Raw genomic sequence first — 16,926 nt, 5'->3', positions numbered from 1 at the left:
ATTCATTAAAGCTCTTAACTTTTTAAAAGACTTTAATAGTATAATTCATTCTTTTAACCTAAATCAATATAATTTTAAGTCTCTGATAACAGATTGACGATTTCTTTGTTGTCAGCCTAAGAATTTAAAAAACAAAATTTAATTTTTAAATCTGACGATTATAGAATGATCGTAAATAGTGAAAATAAATAATATATGAGATTAACAAAAACAGCATTAGCGCCTCTTTTTAATGAAAAAGATATATATGATCGACAAATTAACTTAGAAGAATATAAAGGTAAAAAACTACTCATCGCGTTCTTTAGACATGCCGGTTGTCCATTCTGTAATCTAAGAGTTCACGCATTAACGAAGGTTCATGAAGAATTGAAAGCAAAAGGCTTAGAAATGATTTTCTTTTTTGAATCAAAAGAAAGTGTTTTATTAAGAAGTACATTTCACAAGGAAGTATCTCCAATTCCTTTAATATCTGATCCTGAAAAGGAAATTTATGCCAAATATGGATTAGAAGAATCTAAATCTGCCTCAGCCAAAAGTCATATAAAAAGCTTTGTGCAAACTGCAATCAAAGCCAAAATAGCAGGTGTACCTATGAATATGCCAACAGAGGGTGAGTCGCTAAATACCATTCCAGCTGAGTTTTTGGTAGATGAAAGCTTAAGATTAAAAAAATTACATTATTCAAAAGGATTAACCGATAGATTGGAAATAGATTTAATTAGAAAATTTGCTGCTGACAGTAGTATTTTTGATCAAGAATTAGAAACCGCATAAATCTCGATTCTTCATTCTAAATTTAAGCGTGCTGAGAATATTTTACTTATATTTTCAGCATGTTTAAAAAGTTAAAACAACTAGGGCCAGGAATGATTGTAGCTGCAGCCTTTATAGGTCCTGGCACAGTAACTACTGCTAGTTTAGCAGGTGCTGGTTATGGCTATACACTCCTATGGGCCATGTTATTTTCCATTTTTGCTACGATAATCTTACAAGAAATGACGGCTCGCTTAGGTACACAAGCCAAAATGGGTTTGGGTGAGGCTATTAGAAAAAAGTCAGTCAATAAAGTTTTTCGATACCTCAGTTTCGCATTAGTCATTAGTGCCATAGTGGTGGGGAACGCAGCTTATGAATCCGGGAACTTAGCAGGCGCAATAATGGGCTTCGGTAAAGTACCAGAGTTTTTAGGGATAAACTCTTTATTGTTACTGATAGGTATAACAGCATTCATCTTGTTGCTTATAGGTAAATATAAATACATTGAAAGATTCTTGGTGGTATTGGTAAGCATTATGGGAATAGTTTTCATTTGTGCAGCCATTTTATTAGAACCTTCAATCTCAGCAATTATTAAAGGGTTATTTGTACCCCTTATCCCAGAAAATGCTACTTTAATGGTGGTAGGATTAGTGGGAACAACCGTAGTGCCCTATAACTTATTTTTACATGCTTCAGCTAGTAAAACTAAGTTTAAAGATACTGACAGTCTGAATATGTCGCGATTGGATACTGTTATATCTGTAACTTTAGGAGGGATTATTACCATGGCCATTATGATTACCGCGGCCATTGCTTTTGAAGGGAATCAAAATGAATTTAAAGGCATTAATTCTTTGGGGACACAACTACAGCCCATTTTAGGTGATTGGTCTATAAGTTTTATTGCATTTGGTTTCTTAGCCGCTGGCTTTTCATCGAGTATAACTGCACCCTTAGCTGCAGCCTATGCTACATCAGAAATTCTGGATTGGAAAGGCGGATTACAGAATATTAAATTTAAGCTTACTTGGGCATTAGTTCTTCTCTCTGGAATTATAGTAGCCTCTTGGGGATTTGAAACTACCGCCTTAATATTATTTGCTCAGGTCACCAATGGATTATTGCTACCAATATTAGCTATTTATTTATTGTGGATCGTAAATGATAAGGAATTAATGGGAAATCATGTAAATTCTAAACTCATTAACGTAATAGGCGTTGTGGTAATCATAACAACTATTTTATTAGGAGCAAGAAGCATATTAAGTGCTTTCGGAATTATTTAAACATTCAAATGAATTCTATTGATATAAATTGTGATCTAGGAGAAAGCTACGGCCAATTCAAAAAAGGTAATGATGATGCCGTTTTTCCCTACATAAGCTCTTGTAATATAGCCTGTGGTTTTCATGGTGGAGATCCATATCATATGGAAAAGACTATTGAAAGTGCTATAAAACATAAGGTGCAAATTGGTGCTCACCCCTCCTATCCTGATTTAGCAGGTTTTGGTAGAAGAAAAATTGATATTCCTGCTGAGGAACTCAAATCACAAATAAAGTATCAAATAGCTGCACTTAAAGGCATGGCTGAAAGTAAGGGAGCTAAAATGAATTACGTAAAGGCACATGGGGCTTTATATAATGAAATAGCACATAATTCGAAAGAAGCAGAAGTCTTTTTACAGGCAGTGAAAGAAATTGACCCAAGACTAGCTATTATGGGATTAGCAGGAAGTCCATTTCAAGAGCAAGCACAAAAAGCTGGATTTAAATTTATAAGAGAAGGCTTTTTAGACAGAAGGTATCTCAAGAATGGTAAATTGATGAGTAGAAAAGAAAAAGGATCTGTTTTGGAGTCAGTAGATGAAAGCTTAATGCAGCTTAAATTAATAACTGAAGAGCATGTAGTTAAAACTTCTTCAGGCAGAAACATTCCACTAGAAATTGATAGCTTATGCATACATGGAGACAATCCACTTGCTGAGGAAATACTAAAAACCATAATCTCGAACTCAAATATTGAGATTAAAGCTTTTTCAATATGATGGATATTATAGAATATGGTGATAGCGCTCTTCTTATAAATTTTGAGCAAAAAATTGACTTAGAGATTAATAAGCTAGTCAATGCTTATTTTAAAGCAATCAATAAGCTAGATTATATTTTATATCAAATCCCAGCATATTGTTCTTTAACCGTAAGATATGATAAGTCAAAAACCTCTTATCATGATTTAAAAAGTAAAATTGAAGAGATTGAAATTGATCAACTTAATCTCAATGAGAAATCTAATCTGATTGAAATCCCGGTTTGTTATGATTTGAGCTTTGGAGTAGATTTAGAAAGCTTATCAAATGAATTAGGCTTAAGTATAAATGAATTAGTCAAATTACATACTAGCCAAGAATATTATGTCTTTATGATGGGATTTCTTCCTGGCTTCCCCTATTTGGGAAAGCTTCCTGAAAAGCTTAAATGCAAAAGGAAGGATACGCCACGAAAAAGAGTGGATAAGGGAAGTGTTGCAATTGCTGGTAGTCAAACTGGAATTTATCCCATTAATGCACCAGGAGGCTGGCAAATTATTGGAAGAACTCCTATCGAAATATTTGATGCTTCAAAAGAGGAAGGCATACTATTAAATATGGGGGATAAAGTTAAGTTCAAATCGATTGGTCAAGAAGAATATAAAGAATTAGTACAGCATGGATCCTAAGCTTACACTCACATTTCTCAAACCTGGTTTACAAACCACTATTCAAGATAAAGGAAGATTAGGCTACCAATATCTGGGCATTCCAATTGGGGGTGCATTGGATCAAAAATCTGCTAAAATGGCTAACTTTTTAGTAAGTAATGATAAAAATGAACCTGTATTTGAAATTACATTAACTGGACCTGAAATACTTTTTGATTCTGATGCTTTAATTGCCATAACCGGAGCAAATTTTGAAGTCTATTCAGATGGAGTACTAATTGATAATAATAAAGCACATTATTTAACTAGCGGATCCATTATTAGCTTCGGAAAGCTGAAAGCAGGGAGTAGAGCCTACTTAGCTGTAGCAGGAAAATGGAACGTACAAAAGTGGAAAAACAGTGCCAGCCCATTATTGCAATCGCCCGAGGCAACAGCAGACAGTTTTATAAAGAAGGGATCTAAAATATCAATTGATTCTCATTATTTAAACAAAACAGAAAGCTGGGATAAAAACAAAACACCACCCGTTCTATCGACCAAAATAAGAGTAAGAGTTAAGCCAGGCCCAGATTTTGAAAATATATCAAGAATGACCATTGCTGAATTCTTTAGTCAAGGACATATCATTTCTTCTGATTCAAACAGAATGGGGTATCGTTTAGAAAGTAAACTTGCTAAGGCTGAAGAAAGAGATGAATTAATATCTTCTGGAATAATCCCTGGAACTATTCAATTAACACAAAGTGGTCAGGCCATAATTTTACTTAACGATGCCCAAACCACTGGTGGTTATCCCAGAATTGCCAATATCGAAGAGGATGATTTAGATTCGGTAGCGCAACTAAAACCAGGAGATGAAATCTGGTTTAGCTTGGTATAGGTTGAATAGTTTGCAGTTAGAAGTTTGACGTTGTATAACATCCGTCATTGTAAGTGATCTCAACTAAGGTAACTGCTCCTATTAACACTACTGATATTCATTCAAAATTGCTTTCCAAACTTTCTGTTGATCGTATTTATTCATAATGGAATGCCTGGCTTTAGCAGCTAACGCTTTTCTTTTAGATAAATCAGTAAGTAGCTCCACCATTGCAGATTCAAGCTCATTAGCACTTTTTACAGGAACAATTAATCCATTTTCACCATGAGTGATGATCTCATTGCTTCCATTGATATCTGAAACTATAGAAGGAAGTCCCATAGATGCAGCTTGCAATACAACGTTAGGAAATCCCTCGCGATAAGAAGGGAAAACAAAAATATCTGAGGCAGCAAGGAAAGGCCTGATATCTTTTTGAAATCCTACATGTATAATTCTACAGTTATTTTCTATCTCACTTTTGATTTCTGGATTCACAGCCTCGCGCTCATCCTCAAAGGCTCCAACTAAAATAAGATAAGAATTAGCTTCTATATTTTTAAAGGCTTTAACTAAGTCATGAATTCCTTTATCCTCAACCAATCGTCCCACAAAAACAAAAACCGTAGAATTCAACGGAATCTTATAATCATTTTGAACCTTTTTAATCAGGCCCTCCGATACTTCATGGGTCGAAAAATAATCTGTATTGATTCCATTTGAACTCCCCTCACCTATAATTTTAAATTTAGATTGATAGGAAGGAAATGCAGTTTCCATATATTCTTTCAGTCTATATGAATTAGGATAAACTTTTTGAGCACAGAAATAAGTGACTTTTTCTGTCACCCTAAGGATCCTGCGAGTTAGACCTGAGGCTTCCATTAAAGGCATCCCAGCTACCGTATGCATTCTACATTTAACACTACAAATTCTAGCTGCTAACATCCCTAGCAAGCCTGCCTTTGGTGTATGGGTATGCACAATATCTGGCTTCTCATCTCGAATTAATCGTATAAGTTGTATAAGCGCTCTAAGATCCTGGAGCGGACTTAAAATTCTAGTAAAATTAATTTTATAATGTTTTACACCTTCTCTATCGCATACTTCTTGAACCTCCGGACCATCAGCACTAGCTGTAATTACCTCATAACCTTGCTCCCGCATATATTTTAGTTGTCCTGTCAGAAGAATATTTAAGGAGATAGGCACTGTGGTAATGCGTAGGATTTTTTTCATGTATGTAAGTGTAGAAGTTTTGAGGTATTTAGGTTATTAAGTTTTAAACTGCTAAGATGCCAAATTTTGATTTCTATTTATAATGCTAAGCATTATTTTCAGCCAAAGGCTGCAACTAACCACAAAGACACAGCCTGTCCCGCATTTATCGGGAAAGACACTAAGGGTTTGAAATGAATAGATCTTGTTATATGATTTCCAGTGAAAATCAATATTGACTAACAAAATCTATAATTACTATACATTTATCAAATTTTGGTCTAATTCCTTTGTGTCTTTGTGCCTTTGTGGTTCAAATCAGCCTTGGGCTGTAATATACTTCCATCTTCCAACTTCTCCGCTATCTCCCCCATATTCAAACTCTTCATACCGTACTCCTTCTGCAAAAAGCTGAAATGAGTCAATATCTCTCTCAATCCATCCAGATTCTCTTCTGAATGATTGCCGAAATTATGAGGATGCCACCATAAGTGATAAAATTCAGCCTTTTGAGCTGCAATCGTCATTTCTTTCTTTATACGATTGATCTTTTTCTTATTTAAGAATAGCTCCTTAGGATTATAAGGTCTTAATAATCGACTAGCCGGTAATAAATACACGCCTTCTTTTTGCTGAATGGCATCTATGCTGTAAGAAGTTTTACCACCAATATTAAAATAAGCATCTAAGCCACGGTTTAAACGCTTCCATTTGCTTTCATTTAATGCTCCATCGGAAATATCCCACCACCAATCCACTGGATTAGAGCGTATAATATCTATCCCATTTTCATAGCAGACTTTTAAATATGCTGTATTAAACTGATTACGTGGAAAAACTAGGGATCTTAACTTTTGCTCGTATTTTTCAGAAGCCTTTGTAATCGCTTTACAGTCTGCATCAAATTGCGCTAAAGTTTGACCTTTCTCATTACAATAATAGTGGGCAAAGCTATGCGAAGCCAATTCCTGTCCTCTTCGACTGATAATATCTTTAATTAGTGAATCTGCATAATGGTAAGGATCTTCTTGTTCGTTCTCACCAATACCAACAGATTCAAGAAAATGATAAGCTGATAAATGCTTCTGATCATAACTTGGTTTAAGTTCAGGAAAATTCTGTTTTAATTGATCCTTACTTTCATGCATCAACAAACCTACAGTAGCCCAGCTCACATGCACTTCATGCTGCTCAAATAAATCCAACAACTGCGGAATTAGCTTTCGGGTGTTGAGAAAGTATTGCTTTTTGGCTTCATTCAAAGGCCATTTTTCAAAGCCACCCCAGTGGAGCTCAAAATCAAGTGATATGGTGAAAATTGAATTCAAATTCTAAGTTTTTATAACTACAAATTTACATAAATATTTATCAGCTAAAGCTGATTCTTTCAACCACAAAAGAGTCAAAAGAAAACAAAAGTTTATCAGCTAAAGCTGAAACCTGAACCACAAAGGCACAAAGACACTAAGGTTTTCACAAAGAAAACTATATTTAAACAGAGCTATTAAGCTATTACACGAGTAAAACTTGTATCTCTCTGATATTCAATACTAAATAATAAATATTTGTGAAATTAATTATTAGATTCCATATAAATAAATTTAACATGAAGTATGGAGATGGCATGAGATTCGAGCTTAATTATTAAATAACCAATCATTAATTACTAATTATTTTTCTTTGTGCCTTTCCCGATAAATGCGGGACAGGCTGTGTCTTTGTGGTTACCCTGCAGCCTTCGGCTGTCAAAAGACCTCCAAGTCACCCAAAGTAGGATACCAATTTTTAAAATTTCGGAACTCATCCAGATCCTTTTCCGCTAGCGTTCTTATTGTCACATCAGGCCCTAGGTTTTTGTTTTGCTTCAAAATCCCAGGAAGCTTCACAGACTCAAAGCCACTAATGCTCATATAATCAAAATCGTTTTGATAGTAGATTTCATCCAGTAATTGTTCCACAGAATGCTTGTCACCAAATACATCACAAACTCTTAGCTCTACTCCTAAACCTCCAGCTTTTAAACGAAAAATCACACAGGCTTTTGTATTGAAATGAGCATAATATGGAATAATAGGAATCTGCTGATAGCGCCATTTTAAGTAGTCTAATGAGTATTTAGAGTTCCATTCTGATGATGGTTCAAATTTGAAATTAAAATCAATTAGAGCTTTTTCCAAATTGTAATCTTGAGGATTCGGCAATTCTAAAAATTCCGTTTTTTGATCGCCTTTTAGTTTAGCAATGGCAATACGAATCGGTTTCTTTATACTAATTTGAATTGGTAATTTTCCGACTTCCTCCCAGCCCATTTTTAAATAGCCAGGCTTAGATTGATTATTGGGAGTATTATATACTAAATGGATTCCTTCAGCTTCACATTGTTCTAATAAACCTAAGGTCAACTTCTTGAAAATTCCTTTCCCCTGATGGTTAGGATCGGTAGCAGTATCAACCGCTCTTATAGCTCTGTATATCTTAGCCTCCTTTTCCCAATTCCATTGCATAAAAGCCCGCACTCCAATCAGTTCTCCCGCTTCCTCTGCTACCCAAACTGGTGATGCTCCAAACGGATTATTAATATGCTTCCATTGCCAATAAGCTTCCGACTTAGGCATAAGTGATTCGCCCAAGCTGGCTTTTAGAAGCTTGATGATATTGGGTATGTCTGAAGTACTTGCAGGTCTTATGTTCATCTTTAATTACTAATTCGTAATTATTAATTAATAATTTAATTAAGTCTAAAAATAATGAAAACACATCATTTATTTAGTGATAGTATCGGTGTAAAGTACTTCAAGTTCCCTCACCATCCGTTTCAAACTAAAAGCCTCTTCCACTCTCTTTCTAGCTCCTTTTGCTAATTTGGCTCGCAATTCCTTATCTCTTAAATGCTCCAATTTCTCAGCTAAGCTTTCCCACTCCTCTACAGCTACCAACAAACCACATTTACCCTCCTGAATCACCTCTTTTACTCCACCCGCATCAGTAGACAAAATCGCACATTCCATGCTCATGGCCTCCAGTAGTGCTATGGGTAAGCCTTCAAATTCAGAGCTCATCATAAAGATGTCCATCATGGAAAACCAATCTTTGGTATTGGTCTGTAGGCCAGGTAAAAATAACTGCTTTTCTAAGCCTAACTCAGTGCGTAATTGCAATAATTGCGCTGCAAAGGGACCGTTCCCCACTATCACTCCTCTTAAATTCGGATTTTCTTTGGCAGCCGTATGAAATACCTTCATCCATTCCACCAGACGTTTTTGAAAACGGAAAACAGCAATGGTGCCCACTACCTGAAGCTCATGATTATCTCTCTTTTGTCTGATGAGCTCTTGCAATACCTCTTTCCCATTATTAAAAGGTAATTCGGCTGCTTCCGTCTCATTTGCACGAAAAGTGATCTCGCTAGATTCATCCGCTAGCGCTTCTACTGCCTCAGCCGTCTCATCCAAAGTCTGTCGTTGATAGAAATCGGTATTGACGCCATTTAGAACCGTTTGTACTGGCACCTTGGGCTTTATATTTTGCTGAATAGAAGTATGCACATCAGCGCTTACCGCTATCGCTTTCGATTGCCAGTTGAAAGTAAATTTATTCAGCCAGAAGGTCACTTTATGATAGCGTTCCTGCTTATTATGTTCGGTATAAATCAAAGGTACTGGATTGCTTTTATGCAAAAAGCGTGCTAAAAAGCCAGCCCATGGCAAATGAGCATGCACCAAATTAATTTCATGCTTTTTGATATAGTGGTCGACTTTATCGATCTGCCGCATCAACTGTATATTATTTTTGGAGGGTAAACAAGTAACTGCACCTCCAGCACTTTCTAAAGCCTCAACCATCTGATCTTTCCAGGGAAGAAAGTAGATATAATGAAATTCAAATTGGCTTTGGTCATGCAATTTTAGCGTTTCCGGCAATAGCATTTCTGCTCCACCACGGCCAAGGGATTTAATGATGTGAAGGACTTTTGTTTTAGGTTTGCTGGTTGTCATGTTGGCAAGTGTGCAGGTTATTTTCTAATTCGAAAGCAAAGCTATAATTTTTTTAACCACAAAAGATGCATAAGAAAACAAAAGTTTACCAATCTACCTGTTCTGAGAATCGGAAGAGAATTAAGGATGGATGTTATAATTATGTGATTTATTAATTAATTACTAATTCGTAATTATTAGTTAAAAATACAGTCTCTTTCCGTTGTAAGAAAAGCATAGTCTTGAATTAATTATGCAAAGCTTTGCTGACTATTTAATTAGAAAGTATTTTTACAAAATGATCTACGGCATCTTCATCATTATCCTCTCCTACTTCATTTCCATGCAGGTGATAGACCGACTGATGCCAGTTCGTAAGAGCCGCAATAAATTTGGCCTCCCAAACCACAGCGCTAAAGACAATAAGTTTCTCAAGCAGCTTTTTTGGTATCATCTGTTTTTATCATCTGTATATTACACATACGCCCTTTTCAACCCATCAGACTCTAAACAATATTATCTAAAAATACTTAACTTTCATAGAGGACCTGAATGGTCGGATTTTTATGGAGTATCTACTACCTTTATAGAGTGGTATGGTTTTCCGTTTGTACATTATTTATCCTTCACCTATGAAGCTATGATGGCTTTATTTGCCTTTCTAGGCTTTTTAGGTTTCATCTTTTTTTATAATTTTTTCAGAGAGCGGCTAATTTTTAAAAATACTTTTTTCAGGTTTGATCTTTTGCATCTCTTTTTTCTATTGCCAAACTTACATTTTTGGTCAGGTTCATTTGGAAAGGGCTCATTTATATTCTTAGGAATAGGTTTATTGTTTTATGGATTAAATAATATTCCCAAAAGATATATTGCTTTATTGCTTGGAGTATTAATCACATATCATATACGACCCCATATACTTATGGTTATTTTAGCATCATCACTAATAGGCTTTACATTTAGTAGTAAAGGTCTGGGCTGGGGACTAAAGATTATAATGATTACTGTGGCATCAATAGCTTTAGGTTTCATTTATCAAGATGTTTTAAATCTGGTAGGCCTAGAAACTGATACCTTATTTGAAGAAGGGTTAAATATGGATAATAGAGCTGCAAAATTATCCTATGCAACTTCAGGAATCGATATTAGCAATATGAGCATCCCCGTTCAAGTTTTTACCTTTCTATTTAGGCCACTGTTCTTTGATGCTCCAGGGATGCTAGGAATTATTGTTTCTTTTGAAAATGTATTTTTATTAGCCATTACTTTGACTTTTATTTTTAAAGGTGGCATAGCTTATATTATTAAGGGGGATTTTGCTGTGAAAACTGCTTTCTTTAGTTTTATAACAGTGTCTATAGCTTTGGCGCAGATATCTGGTAATTTAGGGATTGCGATCAGGCAGAAAAGTCAGGTGATGATATTATTCCTTTTCGTGATCATTCAGATGTATGATGATAAAAAGAAAGAAGCGTTTAAAAGGAGGGTTAAGGCGGCTAAGAGAAAGGCTGCTGCTGAGCCGGCTAAAGCCGTGGACTAACCACAAAGACACAAAGAAAAAAGCCTCCTAACCCCCAAAGGGTGAATTAGCCTCAGAATCAAGGTATCAATAGAATCTTGGCGGAGTTAGACTGCTTCTTTCTTACCAATTGTCCGTTTGGTATGTTAAATTGGGACTGATATTTTTATCAATTCGTAATTAAAAAATTCGTAATTGCTAATTTAAAATCCTTTGTGTCTTCGTGGCTTTGTGGTTCAAATATAGCCTTAGGCTATTATTTCTTTGTAGATCGATTCGAAGCGTTTCGCTATTTTTGGCATGAGGAATTCTTCTTGGATGAGTTTTCGGGCATTTTGGCTCATTTTTTCTGTTAGTTTTTGGTCATTCAATACTTTCTTAATTTTGGAGATATAGCTCGGTTTATCGAACTCTTCGATTACATACCCATTTTGTTCATTATGCACTACTTCAGGTATTCCACCTACATTCGATGCTATTACTGGAACACCACAAGACAATGCTTCCAAAATTACCCCTGGCAAACCTTCAATTTTGGAAGGCATCACCATAATATCAGCGGCTTTGATATATTCTACTGCATTATTTTGATAGCCTAGGAATTTAACATTTTGCTGTATTCCTAGATTTTTGGCTTGTTCCTCTAATTCTGTTCTTAGCTTCCCGTCCCCTATCAACCACAATTCATTTTCTTGATTATCTTTTAAATATTCAGCAAAAATTTCTAAAAGAAATCCATGATTCTTTTCTTTAACAAATGAACCTACATTGATCCAAACTTTATTTTCAGAAGACCTTTTTATTGCGTTAAGATGATCAAAGTTAAAAGTACCTATAGTGCCCGTTAAAGAAATATCTTTAGCTTTAGGATATATTTGTATTAAATCCTGTCTGCAATTTTCACTAACGGAAATAGCATAATCCATTTGGCTCAAGAAGAATTGATTCAACCATAAATGAGGTTTAGACTGAATAAAAGCAGACATTTTATTAGCATTTCTAAACACCAATTGAGCTTTCCAATTATAAAGGCGTTTAGAAATAGCAGCATATTTCAGAGTATCTCCTGCATTAGCCTGCACTATATCATAATTCCCTTTTTCAACTATATGGGCAAGCTTTTTATAGGCTTTAAAATCCCAAAATCTTTTGCTCTGAGTAGCTAAGAGTGCTTGGAAATTTAAATTATATTCTAACTTTTGATTCTCATTTCCAAAGAGATATAGGACATTAACGGCATGCTCTAGACCTTTTAACTCCACTGATAATTGGCAAGCAAAAATTTCAGCTCCTCTTAACTGAGGTTTTTGTATGATTTGAAGTATTTTCAAGTAAATATTTTTAAAAAAAAATTCAGCTAATTTATAATACTAGGTTGGTTTTAGATTTGAGAAATATTATGAACTTATCCCAAAATAGTCCTCAATCATTTGAATTTGCTTGGAGATTCCCATTTCGTTAGCAGCGTATTTTTTTGCATTCAATGAAGCTGCTTGCAATTCTTTACGATTGGATTCAATCTTTTGAATCATATTGGCTATTTCATCTTTAGACGAAGGTGGTACTAACCATCCACCATCACTTTGCTCTATTACATTCTTAACATCACCAACAGCCGAAGCAACTACAGGTACACCAGCCGCAAAAAATTCACGGAGTTTTAAGGGTGAATAATGAAATCCTGAATAAGATTCAGAGGGTAAAATGGCAATATCAAAACTGCCTATATAAGCATTCACTTCATTATGAGGTACATTTCCAGTAAATATAACTCGTTTTATTAAACCTAACTCTTCCACTCTTTCAGCCAATCTATACCGTTCAGGACCATCTCCAACTAATAATAACTTAGCGTTCGAAATAGAAGAAGATATTTGTTGAAATGCATCAAGCAATAAATTCAAACTATGAAATTTACGAAAACTTCCAACCCATCCTATTACGAATTCATTTTCTAAATCTAAGGACTTTCTTAACTCTGTAGCATCATTTACATTAAACCTTTTGGTAGAAACTGTACAAGGTGTAATTAAAATTTTATTTTCATTTACACCTAAATCTATTACCGCTTGTTTTACTTCTTCACTTACAACCAGCACCAAATCGGCCATATTTAATGGCTTAGCGTCACCCCATTTCTTTGAGAACCACTCCCAACCCAGGCGATTCACCCCCCATTTTTTTGCTTCCCAGACATAAGGTGCATCTACAAAAAGTACAGAAGGCTTCCCTAACTTTTTAGCTATCTTCAAGCCTTTTGTTTGAAAGAGATCATGGTGCTGCCAAATAAATGGGGCATTTTTGAATTGTTCTAATTCAATATCAGTAGATTTAATTTCTTCGTAATACCAACGTAAATCTTTTATAAATGTCTCTGCTAACTTTGCTAAAATTGATTTACGAAATCTGCTTACTTTTTTTTCTGTTTGTTTCCCTGAGCTTTTAGAAAAACATTTTGCTCTAATTTCGTTTGATAAATATTTATTAGTTCCAGCTATTACGTGAGCGCTTCCATATTTGTCTTCAAATCCTTCTGCCCAGTTCGCTATTGTTACCCAAACGGCATCGGCTTTAAGTCTGTTAAAACTGGGTACAAATAATGGAAGGACTGTTTGAATCTTAGTCATGATTAATACGGTCGGAATTGGTCAAAAGATTAGATATTTCCTTTTCTAAATCATCCTTAATATCAAGATCGTAAAAAATTGCTTCGTGATTATGCTCAAAACATTCTCTATAATTCCCTATTTTTTTATAATGATTATCAAATAGTATTTGAGGTTTCCCCAATAAAGTGGAGATGATATGTCCATGTAATCTATCTGTAATTACCATTTTACCTCTACTTAAAATACGAATACCTCGATTTAATCTTCTTTGCGCCAAAAGATCAAAAGCCTTAGCATTAATTTTCCATAAATTATTACGAGTAAATGATGAGTTCCTAAATATTTTTTGAACTAACCTTCTTATACGAACAGTAACTTTAGGGCTAAACTTAGAATAATATCGCCCGGGCTCTCCCATTAACCAATCGAGTTTTTCTATTTTAAAATTTGACCTTGCTAAGCTGTAGCCAGCAGATTCGTGGTCAGTTCTTGCCAACCAAACCGCATCTACCTTTGATTTGCCACTACTAGCTAGGGGGCCTAAAGCAAATGCCATATCGGGACAGAGTTTTACTTTTAAATTTAAATCATTTAAAATATCAAAGCTTACCTTATCTCTTACCAAAATATTGAGTGTTGGGTGTGCTCGTGCAATTTCCCCAAACTGTTGCTTTCCATTTTCATTATCGAAATATACACTTTGGGGTAATTGAATAATATTCATATCAGGCAAAGTCTTAATTATTTTCTCCCTAAACATTTGATGCTCCGGCCAGACACTTCCTAAATTTCCACCACCATGAAGCAACACTATTCCTCCTTTGTTTAACTGCTTGCGTAAGGCTTTTTCAGAATAGGTGTAAATATCACATTGATAAACTACCTCTACTCCTAATTTTTTTAACGCCTCTTTTTCACCCAGCCAAATTGCATTATCGCCTACATTGTTGTGATTTGGAAAATCTAGTAAAGCAACTTTCAATCCTTTCTTTAAAAAAAGACCAATACAGTTGTATAATAAACTTTGTTGCTCTTTTATATTATCTAAGTAGATATTGTTTTTATACATTAAGTTACTATTTCAATTTCAGATTTTCGTTCAAGCTTAATTTATAATTTTAAGCTTCTTAGCTATTTGGGGTGAATCATTTTCAATGATTGCATAAAGTTTCTGATCAACTAGTATTTTATCAATCGATGTTTTCTCTAATAGCTGAAGAAAATTATAATACTCCATTTCTACATTATGTAAACCTTGATTTTTTATATGCTTCTTGTTGGCTTCCATATCACGAATATTATCTCTATATCCTTTAGCATAAGGTGTTTTAAAAAATGTGAAGCCTGTAATTAATATTTCTGAGCAATCAGCTTTTAATACTGAATTAAGTGCATAAAATCCTCTGGTTGGATGATAATTCTGAAATTTATCAATCACCTCATTATAGAAGCTCTTAGGGAAAACATATATAATTTCTTTAGTATTCACATATTTTTTAAAATAATTAAACATCAATTGAAAGCCTTTCTTATCATAACGGGGTTGAATAAGAAATTGAACTCCAAATTTTTTAAATAGATTCCAGTCTAAAGGTCCACCACCACCTGAATCCATATTTTCGTAAAAATTATGAAACAAAATATCTGTTTTAGTACCCAAATATTTTTTATTATCTGGATTCCATGCAACCAAAGCTTTATTCAATCTTATTACAAAATCGTAAGTATCAATAAGGTTTCCGTTTTGATGATCAAATGCTGAATCTGCTGGGCCAACTACAGCTATTTTTTTATTATAAAATATCTTATCAGGCCTAAAAATTCGGATCCTAAATGGCATTATTATCAGACCAATAACAGCCTTTAAAATCTTAATCATATCTCTTTAAAATTCTGAATATAATTTAATGAAACTGATTTCAATTCAGGATTATTAAATCCGTAAAAAGTAATTTTATTTACCTTTGCTGCCTCAAAATCATTAATTGAATCCCCTATTAAAATTGCTTTTGAAGCATTTATATTTTCCTTTTTAATTAAATTCTTAACCAACTGATTTTTAGGAGTTGGAGAGCCAAATATTCCTTTGAAATATTTAGCTATCCCTACAGATTTACATATCTCTCTTAACTCCGACTGTTCAGAGCCAGAAACAATAAACATTTGATAGTTTTCATGATGCTCTTGAATAAATTTTACGGTTTGATTAATCAGAAAATCCGGATTCTTTAACTTTTTAAGCATTATAGTAGAAAACTTATTTGCCAATTGTTCGACTTCTGCATCACTTACTTTTTCTTTTAGAATCTCTTCAAAAAAATATCTGAATTTTACATAACGAGATAAACCTCCATTGGCTTTATGATAAGCAAGCAATTGAGTGACTAGATCTTCAGGATAATCCTTTAAGATCTCTATGAATCCTTGGTCTCTTATCGGCATGGAATCCATTATGACCCCATCAAAATCCCAAAAGATAGTTTTAATTCCTGTAAAGTTTATCATAAATGGCTTCTGCAATTAAAAAATCTTCCTCCCAATCAATATCAAAGGATTCTATTTTATTTTGGGTGAATAAATAAGGTTTACTTCCAATTCTATCTAAGTTATTAAGATAGATGACTCTGGATGTCATAAATACAGCATGATTCACTTCATACAAAACAGGTAAATCCTGCGTTCTTGGCCATTTTCCCTCTGAATGTTCGTAATTTATAATTTTAGCTTCTTTATTCAAGATAAAGTTTTGCAATTCCAAAATAGTAATCAATGAATCATAGCCATTTTTAATTTGATTAAAATATTGATCAACTACTTGATCATAAACTTCAGCTGTGGCAAAAGGTGTGGTTGCATGCCCCCACAAAATATGACCTTTCTTAATGATAGTGGGTACATATTTAATTAATTCACTTAAAGAGGTAATATCTAAACATAATTCCTCAGGTCTGGGGACTACCTTAATTTTGGATTCTGATGAATCTAAATTTTTTGCAATCTCCATACTCACTTCATCATTCGTAGAAAGTACAATTTGATCAATTCTTGTAGATTTTAGCAATTGTTCCAGTTTAAGCCTCACCAAACCTCCTTCTATGCCTGCGAAGGTGCGGGTGTTTTTGTTTTTTACTCTTTGGCTTCCTTTTCGGATAGGTAAGAAAAAAGTGACTTGATTATTCATTTATTGAATTTTACATTCATGTTTTAGCTCTATTTTTCTTTGATTCTTTCTGCTACTATATAACAGCTATCATTCTGCTATATTTAAAGCCATTTAACACC

The 16,926-nt window shown here is 34.3% G+C and carries 17 protein-coding genes; 6 read left to right on the top strand and 11 right to left on the bottom strand.

The window, feature by feature from the left end:
• The first annotated feature begins 195 nt into the window (after positions 1-195).
• From QYS47_RS09685 to QYS47_RS09665, 5 genes are read left to right on the top strand one after another with little or no spacing between them, the layout of a single operon-like run.
• Positions 196-777, top strand: a complete 582-nt coding sequence (locus tag QYS47_RS09685) for a peroxiredoxin-like family protein (protein WP_322345805.1) — start codon at positions 196-198, stop codon at positions 775-777.
• Between the two features lie 59 nt (positions 778-836).
• Positions 837-2,048 (top strand): Nramp family divalent metal transporter, encoded by a 1,212-nt coding sequence (locus tag QYS47_RS09680; protein WP_322345804.1) that lies wholly within the window; start codon positions 837-839, stop codon positions 2,046-2,048.
• Positions 2,049-2,056: 8 nt separating this feature from the next.
• A complete protein-coding gene (locus QYS47_RS09675; protein ID WP_322345803.1) occupies positions 2,057-2,809 on the top strand; it encodes a LamB/YcsF family protein in 753 nt (250 codons plus the stop codon).
• Positions 2,806-3,480, top strand: a complete 675-nt coding sequence (gene pxpB, locus QYS47_RS09670) for a 5-oxoprolinase subunit PxpB (protein WP_322345802.1) — start codon at positions 2,806-2,808, stop codon at positions 3,478-3,480. Before QYS47_RS09675 ends, pxpB begins: the two co-directional genes overlap by 4 nt.
• Entirely contained in the window at positions 3,470-4,345 is an 876-nt protein-coding gene (locus QYS47_RS09665; protein ID WP_322345801.1) for a 5-oxoprolinase subunit C family protein, read from the top strand. The genes pxpB and QYS47_RS09665 overlap by 11 nt, the downstream gene beginning before the upstream one ends.
• Positions 4,346-4,432: 87 nt before the next feature.
• Here QYS47_RS09665 and QYS47_RS09660 read toward each other — a convergent pair whose 3' ends face one another.
• The 5 genes from QYS47_RS09660 to QYS47_RS09640 all read right to left on the bottom strand — a co-directional run bounded on the left by QYS47_RS09660 (position 4,433) and on the right by QYS47_RS09640 (position 9,925).
• Positions 4,433-5,563: a glycosyltransferase family 4 protein gene (locus QYS47_RS09660; protein WP_322345800.1), complete on the bottom strand. Its 1,131-nt coding sequence runs from the start codon at positions 5,561-5,563 to the stop codon at positions 4,433-4,435.
• 260 nt (positions 5,564-5,823) lie between these two features.
• The gene (locus QYS47_RS09655) at positions 5,824-6,870 is read right to left on the bottom strand and encodes a polysaccharide deacetylase family protein (protein ID WP_322345799.1); all 1,047 of its coding nucleotides are present in this window, start codon (positions 6,868-6,870) and stop codon (positions 5,824-5,826) included.
• A gap of 417 nt (positions 6,871-7,287) precedes the next feature.
• Complete coding sequence (locus QYS47_RS09650) at positions 7,288-8,235, bottom strand: GNAT family N-acetyltransferase (RefSeq protein ID WP_322345798.1); 948 nt, start codon at positions 8,233-8,235, stop codon at positions 7,288-7,290.
• Between the two features lie 69 nt (positions 8,236-8,304).
• Positions 8,305-9,444, bottom strand: coding sequence for a glycosyltransferase (locus QYS47_RS09645; protein WP_322345797.1), 1,140 nt, complete (start codon positions 9,442-9,444; stop codon positions 8,305-8,307).
• A gap of 346 nt (positions 9,445-9,790) precedes the next feature.
• Complete coding sequence (locus QYS47_RS09640; protein ID WP_322345796.1) at positions 9,791-9,925, bottom strand: hypothetical protein; 135 nt, start codon at positions 9,923-9,925, stop codon at positions 9,791-9,793.
• Between the two features lie 513 nt (positions 9,926-10,438).
• Here QYS47_RS09640 and QYS47_RS09635 point away from each other — a divergent pair.
• Positions 10,439-11,056 (top strand): hypothetical protein, encoded by a 618-nt coding sequence (locus tag QYS47_RS09635; protein ID WP_322345794.1) that lies wholly within the window; start codon positions 10,439-10,441, stop codon positions 11,054-11,056.
• A gap of 227 nt (positions 11,057-11,283) precedes the next feature.
• Here the strand turns inward: QYS47_RS09635 and QYS47_RS09630 are convergent, their stop codons facing one another.
• The 6 genes from QYS47_RS09630 to QYS47_RS09605 form a co-directional block, all read right to left on the bottom strand.
• Positions 11,284-12,366 carry a glycosyltransferase family 4 protein gene (locus QYS47_RS09630; RefSeq protein WP_322345792.1) on the bottom strand — a complete coding sequence of 361 codons (1,083 nt, stop codon included), beginning with the start codon at positions 12,364-12,366 and terminating at the stop codon, positions 11,284-11,286.
• A gap of 66 nt (positions 12,367-12,432) precedes the next feature.
• Positions 12,433-13,662: a glycosyltransferase gene (locus QYS47_RS09625; RefSeq protein ID WP_322345791.1), complete on the bottom strand. Its 1,230-nt coding sequence runs from the start codon at positions 13,660-13,662 to the stop codon at positions 12,433-12,435.
• Positions 13,655-14,713, bottom strand: coding sequence for a polysaccharide pyruvyl transferase family protein (locus tag QYS47_RS09620; RefSeq protein WP_322345789.1), 1,059 nt, complete (start codon positions 14,711-14,713; stop codon positions 13,655-13,657). Before QYS47_RS09620 ends, QYS47_RS09625 begins: the two co-directional genes overlap by 8 nt.
• Positions 14,714-14,749: 36 nt before the next feature.
• Positions 14,750-15,523, bottom strand: a complete 774-nt coding sequence (locus tag QYS47_RS09615) for a glycosyltransferase family 29 protein (protein WP_322345788.1) — start codon at positions 15,521-15,523, stop codon at positions 14,750-14,752.
• A complete protein-coding gene (locus QYS47_RS09610; RefSeq protein ID WP_322345786.1) occupies positions 15,520-16,149 on the bottom strand; it encodes an HAD family hydrolase in 630 nt (209 codons plus the stop codon). Before QYS47_RS09610 ends, QYS47_RS09615 begins: the two co-directional genes overlap by 4 nt.
• Positions 16,127-16,825: an acylneuraminate cytidylyltransferase family protein gene (locus QYS47_RS09605; RefSeq protein ID WP_322345784.1), complete on the bottom strand. Its 699-nt coding sequence runs from the start codon at positions 16,823-16,825 to the stop codon at positions 16,127-16,129. Before QYS47_RS09605 ends, QYS47_RS09610 begins: the two co-directional genes overlap by 23 nt.
• Positions 16,826-16,926 lie beyond the last annotated feature (101 nt).

Origin of the sequence: Marivirga arenosa (assembly GCF_030503875.2) — a bacterium.
In the GTDB taxonomy this organism is placed as follows: domain Bacteria; phylum Bacteroidota; class Bacteroidia; order Cytophagales; family Cyclobacteriaceae; genus Marivirga; species Marivirga arenosa.
Note: the sequence above shows the minus strand (reverse complement) of the source record. Positions and strands in the feature narration are given on the sequence as shown.